Below are 15,966 nucleotides of genomic sequence, written 5' to 3' on the forward strand. Positions count from 1 at the left end.
GATGAGAGGAGAATGTACATGGATGTATCATTATTATTGGAGTATGGTTGGGTATTACTCATCCTAATTGCACTTGAAGGGATTTTAGCGGCTGATAACGCTCTTGTTCTTGCAATTATGGTAAAACATTTACCAGAAGAAAAACGAAAGAAAGCACTATTTTACGGATTAGCGGGGGCATTCGTTTTCCGATTTGGATCGTTATTTATGATTTCGTTCTTAGTCGATGTATGGCAAGTGCAAGCAATCGGTGCCATCTACCTTATGTTTATCGCTGGTAATCACTTATTTAAAACATATGTTAAAAAGAATACAGATGAAGAAACAGAAGAAAAAGAAGCAAAGAAAAAACAAGAGAACTTTTGGTGGACTGTATTTAAAGTTGAGGTTGCTGATATCGCCTTCGCAGTTGATTCAATTTTAGCTGCTGTTGCACTAGCAATGACTTTACCAAAAACAGGACTAGGTACAATTGGTAGTCTTGATACTGGGCAATTCGTTGTTATCTTTGTAGGTGGACTTATCGGATTAATCATTATGCGATTTGCAGCAACTGCTTTCGTACAAATCTTAAAACGTAAACCAGGGCTTGAAATTGCAGCATTCTTAATTGTAGGTTGGGTTGGTGTGAAGCTAGCAGTTTATACATTAGCACATCCTGCATTAAATGTAATTCCACATTCATTCCCAGAATCCACTCCGTGGAAGCTTACATTCTGGATTGTATTAGTCGGAATCGCAGTTGGTGGTTGGTTCTTCTCAAAAGAAGTAGAAGTAAAAGTGGAAAAGAATTTAGACGAAAAAGCGCTGTAATTACAGCGCTTTTTCTTTTTCCTTTCTTCCTCGCAATGTCCAGAAAAAATTCCATTATACTACCTTTTGTAAACGTTTTCTTAATGTATGTATGTCCTTTTTGTGAAACATTGCACAAACTTATTGAAAGTAAGAACAATTCCATGTACTTTATTCATATAAGGAGTATTTATAGAAGATTTACTAAAGGAGCGTATTACTCATGCTAGAACAAGGACTAGATTATGTTGTCAAACTGGCTAAAAGCAAAAAGAAAATACTAGATACAAACCCAATGCAATATTTCATTCGTGCTGCACTTGCTGGTATTTATATCGGTTTTATTATTGTACTATGTTTTAAATTAGGTAACTTTTTTCACATTGCAGATTCACCAGCAACTTATTTAGCCGCTTCTATGTTTTTCGGGATTGCTCTCGTACTTATTATATATGGCGGTGCTGAATTGTTTACTGGGAACACAATGTACTTTACTGTCGCAACTTTAAGAAAAGAAACAACGATTTCTGATACACTTCGTAACTGGGTTGCTTGTTATGCAGGTAACTTAGCCGGCGCATTATTCTTTGCCTTACTATTTTACGCAACTGGAATTTTTGAAGCAATTGATCACGGTCACTTAATGAGTAAAGTCGTTGAAGGAAAGATGAATACACCTACGATGCAGTTATTCTTTAAAGCCATTTTATGTAACTGGCTCGTATGTCTTGCTTGCTTCTTACCTTCTCAGGTTAAAGGTGACACAGCAAAAATAATGGTCATGATGCTACTTGTTTTCACATTCTTCTTATCTGGTTACGAACATAGTATTGCAAACTTATCACTCTTTGCTTTATCTTTAGTTTCACCGCATCCTGAGACAATTTCTTTTTCAGGTGCTATTCATAACTTAATTCCTGTTACAATTGGTAACATTATTGGCGGATCAGTATTTGTCGGTATGGTATACCACTACTTAACAAAGAAAACGCCTGAAGTTCAACAGGAAGAAACTGAAATCGCAACAGCTCAACAAGAAGAGATTATTCCTTTACAAGCCCATATGAAACATTAAAAACTCCAAAGTTTTACTTTGGAGTTTTTAGCTTCCCACGTATTTAATAACAAGGTGAGGAGTAATTTCTCCTTCTTCCTTTCCCTTATCCATTCTCTGTTTCATCTTGTACATACCGATGACATCATTCGTATGAAAGCGAATTTCATTTACATATAACCCCTCTGTACAAAAAGCTTCTACAAAATCTAGTCCATTTTTCGCTCCCCATCCCATATTAAAATCAAGAGAAAGAATATTCACATCATAATCCCGAACCATTTGCAAAGCACATTCTACTGTAGTTGCGGGCACATACCGAACGGGCAACTTCTTTGATCATCCATATATACGTTCATTTTCGATTCCCTCTCTAATTTGAATATGCGGCCAATACATAACATATTGCCCCGAGACTAATAAAAGGACCAAATGGAATTGGCTTTCGTACTTCTATACGTTTTAATCCGATACCAATCCCGAAAAAACAAAGACTAAAACAAGATGCTAAAAATAAAACGATAAAAACTCCTTTCACTCCTACTATAAATCCAAGTAACGAAAGTAGTTTTATATCTCCTCCGCCAAGCCCTTCTGGATATATCTTTTGCATGCAATATAACAAAATAAATATAACACCACTACCAGCTATACTATCTGTCCAAGTAACTAATTGTACAAAAACACTTTCGAGAATGAGTAAAAAGGCAAACGAAATTAAAATACAATCAGGAATTAACATATATAAGTAATCTGTAACTGAAATAATAAGAAGTAGCGAAAAAAGGGATAAAATAATAATAAGCTCTCGTTCTATTCCAATCATATACACTGTAAGAAGAAATATACCTCCTGTTATACATTCAAATGCTACATACATAATTGGAATTTTCCTCTTACAATTCGTACAACAGCCTCTTTGTATATAAAATGAAATGATGGGGATTAGTTCTTTTGTCCTTAGCACATATTTGCAATAATCACAATGTGAACGCGGGGTAATAATAGAAGCACCTAATGGAACCCTCATCGCAACTAGCATAAAAAAAGAACCAAACACCATCCCTGCTAACAGTGCATATAAATAAGTGAACATCCCTTCCTCTCCTTTCCCAAAAAACATAGCAAAAAAAGGAGAGAACTTCTACTTCATATTATCCTTTATTCTACTAAAAAGCAGGCCATTTCCTGGCCTGCTTTCCCCTCTTTTATACGATGAAATAAACTGCTTTTAATGGTCCATGTACTCCGACAACAAGATTCATCTCGATGTCAGCCGAGTTACTTGGCCCTGTAATAAAGTTAATACAAGATGCCGCTGTCTCCCCATTTTCTACGCGTGAGTTCATATCCTGAACTGCTTGTGTAATACGAGGCACAAGTGTTTCACGTGGAATAATAGCAAAATATACAGTCGGTAAAAAGTGTAAAGAACGCCCTTGACCTTTATGACTTTGTACAACAATTGTACCAGATTCAGCTAATGTATAATCACTAAATGCAATACCAATATTCGCTTTTTCAGCTAAACGCATATTTTCGTCTTTTCTCTCTGGATCCCATACATTTACTTCAACATCTCGCTTTGGAAGTTCTTCTTTAAATAAAGATGTTAAACCATATGCATCAAAACGCGCATCTGCTGATAATAAAATAGGTCCCCCGCCGTTTTCCATGATTACTTTTTGAAGGTCTTCACCTAAACGGTCGTTTGTCGTTTCTACTACAGTTGTATGAATGTTTGTACATTGCTCTTTAAACACTTCTAGTAATTCTTCTTGTGAATAATCTTTTAACGTTTCTATATTCACATTACTTTTCCATACTGGACGCTCTACACCTTCTGTTTTACGCGCGCGCCCAAGTTCTTTTGCAATGTTATCTAGAAAGGCATCACGGTTTTGAATTAATCCTGTCATTATTTATCCCCGCCTTTCTTATGATCTTTATACCAATCACGGAATCGTTCTTTACTTGGAGCTGGGAATTCACGAATATCCGTCCAGTTTTTAAGTGGTCCAACACCTTTTGATACACGATTACCAGATGTAAATGGACTCATTGCCGCTGGTGCCATTTTTGAACCCATTTTATATAAAGCAGCTGAAGAAGCACCCATACTAAACATTTTCATAGCCAGTTTTTCTGCAAGTGGTGCACGACCTTCTTGCTCAACGATGACTTGACGATGTTTTAATAATAAATCATGCAATGGAATTTTTACTGGACAAGCTTCTGTACATGCTCCGCATAAACTAGATGCATAAGGAAGCTCTTTGTAATCATCATATCCACCTAGAAGCGGTGTTAATACCGCACCGATTGGTCCTGAGTAAATCGATCCATATGAATGTCCACCAACGTGACGATATACAGGACATACATTAACACAAGCAGCGCAACGAATACATTGTAATACTGAACGGAATTCAGATCCAAGAATTTGAGAGCGACCATTATCAACAACAACTAAATGAAATTCTTCAGGTCCATCAACTTCCTCTTCTTGAATTGGCCCCGCTACTGTTACATAACTTGTTAATTTTTGACCTACTGCACTACGACATAGTAAACCAACTAAAACATCTAATTCTTCCATTGTCGGAACCATACGTTCCATACCCATTACCGCTATTTGTGTTTTAGGAATTGACATAACAAGATCTGCATTACCTTCATTCGTTACTAAACAAAGAGAGCCAGTATTTGCAACAGCAAAGTTACAACCAGTTACACCAATTTCTGCATCCATAAATTTCTCACGAAGTTGTTTACGAACAAACTTTGTCATTTCATACGGGTCATCAGAATTTTCATAGCCTAGCTTTTCTTTAAATACATCGCGAATTTGCGTTCTATTTTTATGAAGTGCAGGTGCAATAATATGTGAAGGTGGATCGTTATCTACTTGCAAGATATATTCTCCTAAGTCACTCTCTAACACTTCACAGCCAATCTCTTCAAGCGCATGGTTCATACTGATTTCTTCTGTTACCATCGACTTTGATTTTACTATCTTTTTTGCCTGCTTCTTTTTTGCAACGTCTTGAATATACTTTGCTGCTTCCTCTTTCGTTTTCGCAAAGTACACGTGTCCGCCTCTTTTTGATACATTTTCACTTAACTGCATTAAGTAATAATCAAGATTTTCTAACGTATGTTGACGAATTTGTTCACCTAGTTCACGCCACTCTTCCCAGTTTCCTAGTTCATCTGCGGCTTTTAAGCGATTCGTATATAAACGCGTTTGTGCAGAAGATACTGCTCCACGCATAAACGAATCTTGAATTCCATCACCAACGCGATCATTAAATTTTTTCTCACTGATTTTCATAGACATAGCTTATGTTCCCCCTTCATGAGCGACTATTCAGTACCTCAGCAATATGCATTACTTTTACTTCTTTTCCTAAACGCTCAATACGTCCGCCAATGTTTAACAAACACCCACAATCTGCACCGATTAAATAATCTGCACCTGTTTCCATTACACTATCTACTTTTTCGTCTACCATTTGCTCAGAAATTGGAGTCATCTTAACTGAAAACGTTCCCCCAAACCCGCAACAATTTTGCACGTTTGGCAAATCTCTCACAGTTAATCCTTTTACATTTGATAATAAAATTCCTGGTGCTTCTTTTATTCCAAGCATACGTGTCATATGACATGATTTATGAATAGTAGCGACCCCTGGTAAACTTGCACCAACATCAGTAACCTTTAAAACATCCACAATAAACTGTGTAAATTCATAAGTTTTATCAGCAACTTTTTGTGCACGTTTAGCCCACTTTGGATCATCTTTGAAAACATGTGGATACTCATGAAACATTGTCGCACAAGAACCAGATGGCGTAACAATATATTCTGCATCTTCGAAAGTTTCAATCATATGTTTCATTGCTTCTTTTGCTGCTTCTACATGGCCGCTATTATAAGCAGGCTGACCACAACAAACTTGCGCTTCTGGAAATTCAATTTCACAACCTAAACGCTCCAACACTTCAACCGTTGCTTTACCGACATTTGTTTCAAACATATCGACTAAACAAGTAACAAATAAAGTAACTTTCATAACTATTACTCCCCCTTTTTACAACTTCACCAACAAACATATGGTCATCAGATGACTAAGCAGAGAAGAAATAGGCTCAACCATGGCCTATCCTCTCCCTCTTCTAAAGAAAACGCTTACTTAATCTTTCTCTATTTTATCAGAAAATTAAATTTTTAAAAGATTAAATTACGAATTTATATCGTTTTTACCTGTGACAATATGTTCTACATTTGTTAAGTGATCTAGCATTGCTTGCTGCGCTAATTCTACATCTTGTTTTAACACCGCATCATATATAACTTGATGCTCTTCTATAAGTCGTTCTGATGTCGTTTGTTCACCATATAAAATAATGCGTCTTGATTCACCAATCGTTTCAGCAATCATCTCTGAAACATGATTCATGAGTTCAAGCAAAATGCTATTATGCGAAGACTCTGCAATTCCCATATGAAATTGAAAATCGGCTTTTTCGCCAGCCTTTTCATCTCCAATGCTCTTTGCCATTTCATCTAACCAATGTTTCATATTTTGTAAATTATCTTCCGTACGTTTTGCCGCCGCTACTCGAACTGCCCCCACTTCAAGCACCTTTCGTACTTCTAATAAATTCAAAATATCTTCTTTCTTCATTAATAATCTATTGTTTAATGATTTCGTTAATGAAGAAGAATCGAAGTTCTTCACATATGTACCTTCTCCTTGTTTCATCTCAATTAAGCCCATCGCTCTTAGCGCACTTAGCGCTTCACGAACAGCAGATCTGCCAACTTGAAACTGCTCAGCTAATTGATGCACAGGGAGTAGTTTGTCACCAGGTTTTAACGTACCATTTTTAATCATTGTTAAAATAGCTTCAGATACTTCTTCGTAAATTTTTTTCGGTTTAATAGATTTGTACTCCAGTTAAATCACCTCAGTATCTTCCAAACAACAATTGAAACGATTTATAAGAACTTTGCATCATAACTATTTTAGACCGAATTGATAAGAAGTACAAATGTTTTGTTCATAAAATAGTCAAATTTTCGATATTTATTACATATTAATTTATATTTTTACGTATAAAGTGAAACTTTAATCAGTGAGGGTTTTGTTCATCCCCCACTGATTATTAGCCCTCACCAATCGGGCGTTTACGGGCAGCAGTGCCTCCACCTAACTTCTTTGCTTCCGCTGAATTTTGAGGTGAGGGTCTTACTGACCGGCGAATAGCGGGATAAATATTTTCTTCAATATAAAGAACATGCCCTAAAAATTAGAACATGCCCCCCTCATCCTGTACATTCAGTTTAATAATAACCGTTGTTCCCTTATCTTTTTCACTTTCAATTTTCCACTGTCCACCATGTATATGAACAATTTGTTTCACAATAGCAAGGCCTAAACCTGTTCCACCATGTTGACGACTTCTCGCTTTATCAACTCTGTAAAAGCGTTCCCCAAGATTCTCCAAATGCTCTATATCAATGCCAATTCCTGTATCTTTTATTTTTAATTCACAGTAATCATCGATTTGCTCTAAAGTTATAACGATATTTCCTTTTTGATTTGTATATCGTATCGCATTATCTAACACATTATGAAGCACTTGTTGCATACGATCCTCATCAATCATGACAATGACCTCTGGATTTAAATTGGTTGAAATATGAATTTCCTTTTCTATAAACTTAATCTCATACGTATCTAATACGTCTTCAATCAGCTGTGAAAAAACGATAGGTTGCTTCTTTAACGGAAAGTGCTCACCTTCTAATTGTGCTAAGTCTAACAAGTCATGAACGAGACGCTGCATACGACCTGCTTCTTTATGAATTAGCTGCGTTACTTTTTCCTGCTGAGCTCCCTTTGCAACACCATCTAAAATAGCCTCGCTATACCCTTTTATATAACTAAGTGGTGTTCTAAGTTCATGCGAAACATTTGCTAAAAATTCCTTACGCTTTACATCTTCTGTTTCTAATGAATTTGCCATTTTATTAAATGCTTTTCCTAATCGTCCAATTTCATCCTCTGAAGAAACTGTAATCCGCTCCGAAAAATCTCCCGTAGCCAAATGATTTGCAACCCGCTCCATTTGCGAAAGTGGCTTCGTAATTGCAATTATAATTTTTCTTCCAACCCATATCGTAATTAAAATCATAGCAATTGCTAACGGTGCTAAAATAAGACCCATATCATAGATTAAATCTTTTATACTTTTTAAAGGAATATACGAATAGACAATTCCGACTAATTTTTTATTTTCCAATACAGGAATGACAACCCCCATAATATTACGGTCAAAATGTTCTTCATATCCTATTTTTGTCACAGTTTTCCCATCTAATAGCGTTTGCCTATCTCCTTCACTTATAAGAGAATGATGATGCACATCAAAAGGCAAACATGCGCTTAAATCACGCGGATTAGATACGAAAATAACGTCTGAACTAGATATTTGATCAAACGATCTTACTTTCTCTTCAAAAGTTGATATTCCTTCACGCTTATCATATTGAGCAGCAAGATTTTTCCCTTCCATTACTAACGAAGTTTTTAAATTATCAACGTATAACTTTTCATACGAGTATAAAGATACGAAATAAAGAAAGGACACTGTTACACATACTGCACATACTACTGTAAGCCAAAGTTTTTGTACCATCGTAAACATATGTTACACCTCAAATTTATAGCCTACACCCCAAACAGTTTGAATGTAGTTTCCACTTTCTCCAAGCTTCAAGCGCATCGTTTTCACGTGCGTATCTACTGTTCTTGTACTTCCGGCATAATCATATCCCCATACCTTTTCAAGTAATTGCTCCCGGCTAAATACTTGTCCTGTATGCTGACAAAGAAAATATAGTAAATCAAACTCTTTTACAGTAAGAGAAATCGACTCACCATTCGCCTCAATTCGTCTGCTTCTTTCATTGATAAGAATTGGTCCAAATTGAATCTCTTCTTGCTGTTCTTGCTTTGTATATCTTCTTAGTACAGCTTCCATACGGGCAACCAATTCACCAGGACTAAACGGTTTTACAATATAATCATCTGCTCCCATACGTAAGCCATTCACCCTATTCCACTCTTCACCTTTTGCGGTTAAAAATATAATCGGCACATCTGACGTTTTTCTAATTTCTTTACAAACTGAAAGTCCATCCATTTCTGGCATCATTATATCTAATACAACGAAATCATAATGATCCGTTTCTAGTTTTTTAAGAGCCTCTTTTCCGTTTTCAGCTTCTCCCCACTCATATCCAAAGTTATCCAAATACATTCCAACAAGCTGCCTCATATCACTTTCATCATCTACAACTAGCACTCTATATTTATTCATTGTCCTTCCCTTCCCTCTCTATGAGTTGAAACGGTCCTTTTCCGACTTTAATTGTTTGTTTTATTTTCATACTCTTCATATCCATGACGCACACTTCATCACTATCATAACTTGCTACATATCCTTCTGCTCCGCTTTTCAAAAATGCAAATGGATTTGAGCCTATTTCAACGGAAGCTACCTCTTTATACGTACTAATATCAAATTTTCTAAGCATATTCGAACCGTGGCTTAATGCATATACGTACTTATTATCTTTCGTTATGTTCACAGGCATAAATGGAGCGTGTAAAGAACGTACCATTTCACCGCTCTGTAAAGAATACACTAATACTTTCTCATTCACTTGATTTCCATCACCATGCCCGCCAATCCATATTTCTTTCCCATCAGGACTAATCGTCGCTCCTGTTGATGCTGGCGGAATCATAAAGGATTGAACAACTTCTTTTTTCTTCGTATCAATTGTCGTTAGTTTCGTATCATAAAAGTTTAGTACAGATAACCGATTCTGATACTCTACCATCGTTATAGGCCCTTTTCCTGTTGAAACATTTCCTGTCTCTTTCCCATTTATCGTAAAGAACCTTACCTTTTGAACATTTTGATCAGCAGCAAATAATTGTTTTTTATCTGCTGATACGACCACATTTACAATGCCCTTTCCAGTTTTATATTTTTCCACTTGCCTTCCTTCCGCTAGTGAATATACATACATATATTCTAATTGCTTACCGTATACAAGTATTTCATCGCCATTTGGAAGCAGTGTGATTCCAGCCATTGGCTCATTTAGTTCCCATGTCGTAATTAACTTTTTATCTTTTTTATCAATAAAACTAATACTGCCTTCTTTTATATTCGTAGTTATAATAACATTTTTATCTTTAGCAATTGGTGTATATGAACTTCCTTGACACCCTACTAATAGAAATAAAAAACAGAGAAGAAAAACATACTTTCTCAAAAGATTCCCTCCATCTTCAGATGATTTCGTTATAATTGTAAAATAACAAATAAATGTGTGGAAAGTGTGAAATTCCCCTTTCTTACTCAATTTACATATATAATGTACAACAAATAGAATTTGAGGTGTGTCAATTATGCTATTTCCTGATTTAGCGAATAAAATTGTACGAGAAGTACGCAGACTAATTACAGAAAATATAATTATCATTAATATAGAAGGCGTTATTATCGCAAGTACAGATACAGAAAGAATTGGCCAATTTCATGAAGGTGCACTCCGCTGCGCTAAACAAAAGAAAACCGTCATCATTACAAAAGAAGATGAAAGGCGATTGCAAGGTGTAAAGGCTGGGATGAATCTTCCTCTATTATTTCATGATGAAGTAATTGGTGTCATTGGGATTACCGGAGAACCTGAAAATATTTCACGCTACGGAGAAATATTGCGTAAGATGACCGAATTATTAATTCATGAAAACTACTTTTTAGAGCAATTAGAACTTGAGCACCGTTCTTATGAAGCTTTTGTCTTTGATTGGCTTCAAAATACAGAGTGGTCCCCGAGTTTTCTTGATCGTGCCAAAACACTTGGCATTGATTTATATAAGAAAAAACAACTTGTTTTGTTTTCTATTGGCAAAAATGACACAATGCTCCAGCGTAAAATATGGCAACATGTACGAAATATTTTAACAAAAGAGCATCTATTTGTTCGCTGGGGAAATGATCGTTTTATTTTATTTACAGCGATGAGCTCCAAAGAACAAACTTATCAGTTTTTAAAACGGTTAAAACAAGACTGCGAAGCTTTATTTTCTATTCCTTTATATATCGGGATTGGGCAAACAGTTACCCCAAACAATATGAACATATGTTACGAACAAGCATTACGTGCTCTTTCTGTATCATTGGAAACGAAAAAAATTGTATTTAATGAAGATTTACGTTTAGAAATGTGTTTACAAGATATTTCTGCCGAAACGCGTGAACAATTTCTAGAGCGTACCATCCAAAGCTTACTATCATCTCCTGAGCTTATGCACACTTTACGCTTATTTATCGATTATAACCAATCTTATAAACAGACAGCTAAACAATTACATATACACATTAACACCTTACATTATAGGCTAAAAAAGATTGAAGAACATACAGGACTTGATCCAAAACAATTCAAAGACTTAAACGTTTTATACTTCGCACTCCTCCTATTAGATAATCATACAAAAAAGAACGATAAAACAGATTAATCTTTAGATGATTATACATAGAAAGAATCCCTCGACTTTTTTATCATTATAATGAAAGCACTGTTACCACGTTGTTTATTATAACTAAACACGTTAACAGTTTGAGGGGGATTTCCAATGTTAGAAAAACAAATTATTCATTCATTCGTATCTATTGTTGGCGAAGATAATGTAGATACATCCAATATGGGGCGTTTAACTTATAGTTATGATGCCACTCCAAACTTCCAAGCAATGCCTGATGCAGTCATTGCTCCTCGTAATACAAATGAAGTAGCTGAAGTGTTAAAAGTATGTAACACTCACAAAATTCCTGTGTATGTGCGCGGGTCTGGAACAAATCTTTGCGCAGGAACATGTCCACTTGAAGGCGGTATCGTCCTTATTTTCCGCCATATGAACAATATTTTAGAAATTGATGAAGAAAACTTAACAATTACTGTACAAGCTGGTGTCATTACACTTGATATTATTAAAGCGGTAGAAGAAAAAGGTTTATTTTATCCACCAGATCCAAGCTCGATGAAAATTTCTACAATCGGCGGTAATATTAATGAAAACTCAGGTGGATTACGCGGTTTGAAATATGGCGTAACACGTGATTATGTAATGGGGCTTGAACTTGTCTTACCAAATGGTGATATTATTCGCACTGGTGGTAAATTAGCAAAAGATGTAGCTGGTTACGATTTAACTCGTTTATTTATCGGTTCTGAAGGAACACTTGGCGTGGTAACAGAAGCCATATTAAAACTTGTTCCTATGCCTGAAACAAAGAAAACAATGCTTGCATTATATGAAGATATTAATGAAGCTGCACGTGCTGTTTCTTCTATTATTGCAAATAAAATCATTCCAGCAACACTGGAGTTTTTAGACCAACCGACAATTGAAGTAGTAGAAGAGTTTGCACAAATCGGTTTACCTACAGATGTAAAAGCAATTTTATTAATCGAACAAGACGGTCCACCCGAAGTAGTCAATCGAGATATTGAAAAAATGGCTAACGTTTGTCACTCTATGAATGCAGTTGATGTTCGCGTTGCAAAAGATGAGACGGAAGCAGATGCGCTTCGTACCGCTCGCCGTAGTGCCCTATCAGCGCTCGCACGATTAAAACCTACTACAATATTAGAAGATGCAACTGTACCACGTTCACAAATAGCTCCAATGGTTGAAGCTATTAATACCATTGCAAAAAAATATAATATTCCTATTTGTACGTTTGGACACGCTGGTGATGGTAACTTACATCCAACTTGTATGACAGACGCTCGTAATGCAGAAGAAATGCACCGAGCTGAACAAGCTTTTGCTGAAATATTTGCGAAAGCAATTGAACTTGGTGGCACAATTACTGGTGAACATGGTGTTGGTGCGATGAAAGCTCCATATTTAGAAATGAAATTAGGTAAGGAAGGTATTGCAGCTATGCAAGGAATAAAGCAAGCTTTCGATCCAAATAACATTATGAATCCTGGAAAAATGTTCGCGAAAGACACCCGAAAAAGAGTGGTGGTTGAGCGATGACGACATTGAATAAAGAAAATATTCAAAAAGAATTTAAAGAACGATTAAGTGAAGATGAATTACTAAACTGTATGCGATGCGGTTTTTGTTTACCTACTTGTCCTACCTACATTCAATCCGGATATAAAGAGTCACATTCACCGCGCGGACGTATCGCATTAATGAAAGCTGTCGTTGATGGTTTAATCGAACCAGATGAAGATGTTGAGAATACATTAAACGTTTGTCTTGGTTGCCGTGCTTGTGAGCCTGTTTGTCCATCTGGTGTAAATTATGGGCATTTATTAGAAGAAGCTCGTGATATTATTAATCAAAATAAAAAATTCTCGGTGCCAGTGAAAGCTGTTCGAAAAGTCGTTTTTGAAGGATTATTCCCCCATCAAAATCGAATGAGAACATTAACTGGACTAATCGGATTTTATCAACGTTCTGGTTTACAAACGCTAACACATAAAACAGGGATTATGAAGTTATTCCCCGAAACACTTGCAACGATGGATCTCGTTTTACCAAAAGTCCCTAAAATGAAAGCGATGAAAGATCGTCCTTCATTTTTACCTGCAGAAAGTACAAAGAAAAAACAAGTTGCATTCTTCACAGGCTGCTTAATGGATACGATGTTTTTAGAAACAAATAACGCAACGATGAAACTTCTTCAATTAGCTGGTTGTGATATCGTTATTCCGAAAACACAAAGTTGCTGCGGTGCATTGCATGGACATGCTGGTGAAAAGAGTGGAGCAAAAGAATTAGCAAAGCGCAATATAAAAGCATTCGAAGACTTAAACATCGACTATATTATTACGAATGCAGGTGGTTGCGGAGCTTACCTCGTAGACTATGATTATCTTTTAAAGGATGATCCGGATTGGGCTGAACGTGCTAAGCAGTTTGTTTCTAAGATTAAAGATATTACTGCTATACTAGTAGAACTAGACTTCCATAAGCGAACTGACTTACGACTCACGCCGCAAGTTATTACGTATCAAGACTCTTGTCATTTACGCAATGTTATGCGCACATCTTCTGAACCTCGTATGTTACTAGAGGCTATCCAAGGTGCAACATATCGAGAAATGAAAGATGCCGATCGTTGCTGTGGCTCTGCTGGTATTTACAATATTGTTCATTCAGAGTTATCAATGGAATTTCTAGATTACAAAATGGACCGTGTGCATGAAACAGAAGCAGCAACCATTGTTACTGCAAATCCAGGTTGTTTATTACAAATGAAATTGGGTATTGAGCGAGAAGGGCTTTCTCATAAGATAAGAGGAATTCACATTGTGGATTTATTATTAGAAGCAATTGAAACTAACTCGTAATAACTCGTAACATACGTAATAATAGGAAAACGGCTATCTCCTTCGTCTATGTAAAGAGATAGCCGCTTTTTTGTCTGCTACAACATTAAAAATATGTTACTTTATTATAAAAAAGAACAACAGAAACATTACAGTTTTGTAAAAATCAATCCATTATATTCCTCAAAAAATCGCTCAAACCATTGATACAATAGGATTCTTCATTTTCTATTTAGGTAACTTTATCCAAAAACCCCCTCTTAAAACCAAGTATAAAAACACTATAAATTCCTTTTATACTCTATATTTCTCTTATTTTTGCTCCCTCCTTCTCTTAGGATAAATTAGGTAATTTTAAAGTCTATGAATTTTTTTCCATCTTTTTTCTCGCAAATTGTATGCTACGATGAATTTGTCAGTCAGACAGGCTGTCAAAAACAAATCGTGTGAAAACAAATTAAAACTTTATATAGGGGGACACACATCATGAAAAAGCGTGTTTTATTATCTGTAGCTGCTGCAACAGCTCTTACTTTAGGAGTATCTTCTCTAGATGCACAAGCTGCAACAGTACAACCATCTAACTTAAAGGTTCAAAATATTCAGCATTCAAAAGTGATGATGAAACAAATGAGCCAACAAGAATTACAAGCATTCTTACAATCTATGGGAGTTGAATCATTAGCACAATGGCAACAAGGAAACTTCCAACCAAACTGCTTCATTCCTGGTCAACAACCTACTGAAAATGTTGTAACTGAGCAACCAACAGCTAAGCCAGAAACTCAAAAGCCAGTTGAACAAAAACCAGCCGAGCAAAAGCCTGCTGAAGAAGTTCAAAAACCAGAAGCTCAAAAACCTGCTGAAAACAACAATACTCAAAAACCTGCTGAACAAAAACCAGCTGAGCAAAAGCCTGCTGAAGAAGCAAAATCTTTAAGCGAGTTCGAACAACGTGTTGTTGAATTAACAAACGCTGAGCGTGCAAAACAAGGCTTACCAGCACTAAAAATCGATACTGAATTAAGTAAAGTAGCACGTATTAAGTCTGAAGATATGCAAAAAAACAACTACTTTGATCATAACAGTCCTACATACGGATCTCCGTTTGATATGATGAAGAAATTTGGTATTTCTTATACATCTGCAGGTGAAAACATCGCTCAAGGCCAACGTACACCTGAAGAAGTAGTACAAGCTTGGATGAACAGCGCTGGACACCGTGCAAACATCTTAAATAACGGCTTCACTCACATCGGTGTTGGCTATGTAGAAAGCGGCAACTACTGGACACAACAATTTATTACGAAATAAATAGATTAAAAGAGTCTTCCCATGAGAAGACTCTTTTTTAAGTTTCATAGCTTTCTATTATGTATGAATAGAAAATATATAACATAAACAACATAGATCCACAGCTTATTACACTAAGCAATACATAAAATCCCCACTCTAAGTTCAAAAACAATGAAACCAATATGCCACATGCCATCACTTGAAAAATTCGTCTACTTACTAAACGAATTTTTTGTAATTTAATTGGATCTTTTTCTTTGCCTTTTATTTTCTTAAATTCTTTACTCAGCATAAAAAGAAACATACTAATCCCAATCGTTAATCCTGTTTGAAAGGATATCAAATCCCCAAAATTAATAAAGAGGATAAGCATATGAAT

General features: G+C 35.9%; 14 protein-coding genes and 2 pseudogenes. 6 read left to right on the forward strand and 10 right to left on the reverse strand.

What is annotated here, in order from left to right; genetic code table 11:
- The first annotated feature begins 18 nt into the window (after positions 1–18).
- Together GBN78_RS07660 and GBN78_RS07665 are read left to right on the forward strand one after the other, a co-directional pair.
- A complete protein-coding gene (locus GBN78_RS07660) occupies positions 19–813 on the forward strand; it encodes a TerC family protein (RefSeq protein ID WP_152127142.1) in 795 nt (264 codons plus the stop codon).
- A 202-nt stretch (positions 814–1,015) separates the two neighbouring features.
- Entirely contained in the window at positions 1,016–1,867 is an 852-nt protein-coding gene (locus GBN78_RS07665) for a formate/nitrite transporter family protein (RefSeq protein ID WP_000893027.1), read from the forward strand.
- Positions 1,868–1,894: 27 nt separating this feature from the next.
- Here GBN78_RS07665 and GBN78_RS07670 read toward each other — a convergent pair.
- The 9 genes and pseudogenes from GBN78_RS07670 to GBN78_RS07710 form a co-directional block, all read right to left on the reverse strand.
- Positions 1,895–2,205: pseudogene (locus tag GBN78_RS07670) on the reverse strand (cyclic-phosphate processing receiver domain-containing protein).
- Between the two features lie 14 nt (positions 2,206–2,219).
- Positions 2,220–2,942 carry a prepilin peptidase gene (locus tag GBN78_RS07675; RefSeq protein ID WP_000495716.1) on the reverse strand — a complete coding sequence of 241 codons (723 nt, stop codon included), beginning with the start codon at positions 2,940–2,942 and terminating at the stop codon, positions 2,220–2,222.
- A 112-nt stretch (positions 2,943–3,054) separates the two neighbouring features.
- On the reverse strand, positions 3,055–3,765 hold the full coding sequence (locus GBN78_RS07680; RefSeq protein WP_000147183.1) for a LutC/YkgG family protein: 711 nt from the start codon (positions 3,763–3,765) through the stop codon (positions 3,055–3,057).
- Positions 3,765–5,186, reverse strand: a complete 1,422-nt coding sequence (locus GBN78_RS07685; protein ID WP_000061922.1) for a LutB/LldF family L-lactate oxidation iron-sulfur protein — start codon at positions 5,184–5,186, stop codon at positions 3,765–3,767. The genes GBN78_RS07680 and GBN78_RS07685 overlap by 1 nt, the downstream gene beginning before the upstream one ends.
- Positions 5,187–5,202: 16 nt before the next feature.
- Complete coding sequence (locus GBN78_RS07690; RefSeq protein ID WP_000869150.1) at positions 5,203–5,922, reverse strand: (Fe-S)-binding protein; 720 nt, start codon at positions 5,920–5,922, stop codon at positions 5,203–5,205.
- A gap of 168 nt (positions 5,923–6,090) precedes the next feature.
- Positions 6,091–6,780: a FadR/GntR family transcriptional regulator gene (locus GBN78_RS07695; protein ID WP_254904472.1), complete on the reverse strand. Its 690-nt coding sequence runs from the start codon at positions 6,778–6,780 to the stop codon at positions 6,091–6,093.
- A 382-nt stretch (positions 6,781–7,162) separates the two neighbouring features.
- A complete protein-coding gene (locus GBN78_RS07700) occupies positions 7,163–8,563 on the reverse strand; it encodes a sensor histidine kinase (protein WP_000494817.1) in 1,401 nt (466 codons plus the stop codon).
- A 3-nt stretch (positions 8,564–8,566) separates the two neighbouring features.
- Positions 8,567–9,238 carry a response regulator transcription factor gene (locus GBN78_RS07705; protein WP_098299605.1) on the reverse strand — a complete coding sequence of 224 codons (672 nt, stop codon included), beginning with the start codon at positions 9,236–9,238 and terminating at the stop codon, positions 8,567–8,569.
- Positions 9,231–10,205 carry a YncE family protein gene (locus GBN78_RS07710; protein ID WP_001234146.1) on the reverse strand — a complete coding sequence of 325 codons (975 nt, stop codon included), beginning with the start codon at positions 10,203–10,205 and terminating at the stop codon, positions 9,231–9,233. The genes GBN78_RS07705 and GBN78_RS07710 overlap by 8 nt, the downstream gene beginning before the upstream one ends.
- A gap of 136 nt (positions 10,206–10,341) precedes the next feature.
- Here GBN78_RS07710 and GBN78_RS07715 point away from each other — a divergent pair, with 136 nt between their 5' ends.
- From GBN78_RS07715 to GBN78_RS07730, 4 genes are all read left to right on the forward strand, one after another.
- Complete coding sequence (locus GBN78_RS07715; RefSeq protein WP_152127144.1) at positions 10,342–11,457, forward strand: CdaR family transcriptional regulator; 1,116 nt, start codon at positions 10,342–10,344, stop codon at positions 11,455–11,457.
- Between the two features lie 117 nt (positions 11,458–11,574).
- Entirely contained in the window at positions 11,575–12,987 is a 1,413-nt protein-coding gene (gene glcD, locus GBN78_RS07720) for a glycolate oxidase subunit GlcD (RefSeq protein WP_000890754.1), read from the forward strand.
- Complete coding sequence (locus GBN78_RS07725) at positions 12,984–14,312, forward strand: (Fe-S)-binding protein (protein WP_000209648.1); 1,329 nt, start codon at positions 12,984–12,986, stop codon at positions 14,310–14,312. The genes glcD and GBN78_RS07725 overlap by 4 nt, the downstream gene beginning before the upstream one ends.
- A gap of 465 nt (positions 14,313–14,777) precedes the next feature.
- Positions 14,778–15,605 carry a CAP domain-containing protein gene (locus tag GBN78_RS07730; RefSeq protein ID WP_000747588.1) on the forward strand — a complete coding sequence of 276 codons (828 nt, stop codon included), beginning with the start codon at positions 14,778–14,780 and terminating at the stop codon, positions 15,603–15,605.
- Between the two features lie 37 nt (positions 15,606–15,642).
- Here the strand turns inward: GBN78_RS07730 and GBN78_RS07735 are convergent.
- Positions 15,643–15,966 (reverse strand): annotated as a pseudogene (locus GBN78_RS07735) (DUF1648 domain-containing protein); the annotation flags it as partial.

It is taken from the genome of Bacillus sp. B2-WWTP-C-10-Post-4 (assembly GCF_009183805.1).
Lineage (GTDB): Bacteria > Bacillota > Bacilli > Bacillales > Bacillaceae_G > Bacillus_A > Bacillus_A cereus.

What these genes read in the sequence shown, in the direction of transcription:
- GBN78_RS07660 (WP_152127142.1), top strand. Translation starts at nt 19, where the DNA reads ATGGATGTATCATTATTATTGGAGTATGGTTGGGTATTACTCATCCTA.
- GBN78_RS07665 (WP_000893027.1), top strand. Translation starts at nt 1,016, where the DNA reads ATGCTAGAACAAGGACTAGATTATGTTGTCAAACTGGCTAAAAGCAAA.
- GBN78_RS07675 (WP_000495716.1), bottom strand. Translation starts at nt 2,942, where the DNA reads ATGTTCACTTATTTATATGCACTGTTAGCAGGGATGGTGTTTGGTTCT.
- GBN78_RS07680 (WP_000147183.1), bottom strand. Translation starts at nt 3,765, where the DNA reads ATGACAGGATTAATTCAAAACCGTGATGCCTTTCTAGATAACATTGCA.
- GBN78_RS07685 (WP_000061922.1), bottom strand. Translation starts at nt 5,186, where the DNA reads ATGTCTATGAAAATCAGTGAGAAAAAATTTAATGATCGCGTTGGTGAT.
- GBN78_RS07690 (WP_000869150.1), bottom strand. Translation starts at nt 5,922, where the DNA reads ATGAAAGTTACTTTATTTGTTACTTGTTTAGTCGATATGTTTGAAACA.
- GBN78_RS07700 (WP_000494817.1), bottom strand. Translation starts at nt 8,563, where the DNA reads ATGTTTACGATGGTACAAAAACTTTGGCTTACAGTAGTATGTGCAGTA.
- GBN78_RS07705 (WP_098299605.1), bottom strand. Translation starts at nt 9,238, where the DNA reads ATGAATAAATATAGAGTGCTAGTTGTAGATGATGAAAGTGATATGAGG.
- GBN78_RS07715 (WP_152127144.1), top strand. Translation starts at nt 10,342, where the DNA reads ATGCTATTTCCTGATTTAGCGAATAAAATTGTACGAGAAGTACGCAGA.
- glcD (WP_000890754.1), top strand. Translation starts at nt 11,575, where the DNA reads ATGTTAGAAAAACAAATTATTCATTCATTCGTATCTATTGTTGGCGAA.
- GBN78_RS07725 (WP_000209648.1), top strand. Translation starts at nt 12,984, where the DNA reads ATGACGACATTGAATAAAGAAAATATTCAAAAAGAATTTAAAGAACGA.
- GBN78_RS07730 (WP_000747588.1), top strand. Translation starts at nt 14,778, where the DNA reads ATGAAAAAGCGTGTTTTATTATCTGTAGCTGCTGCAACAGCTCTTACT.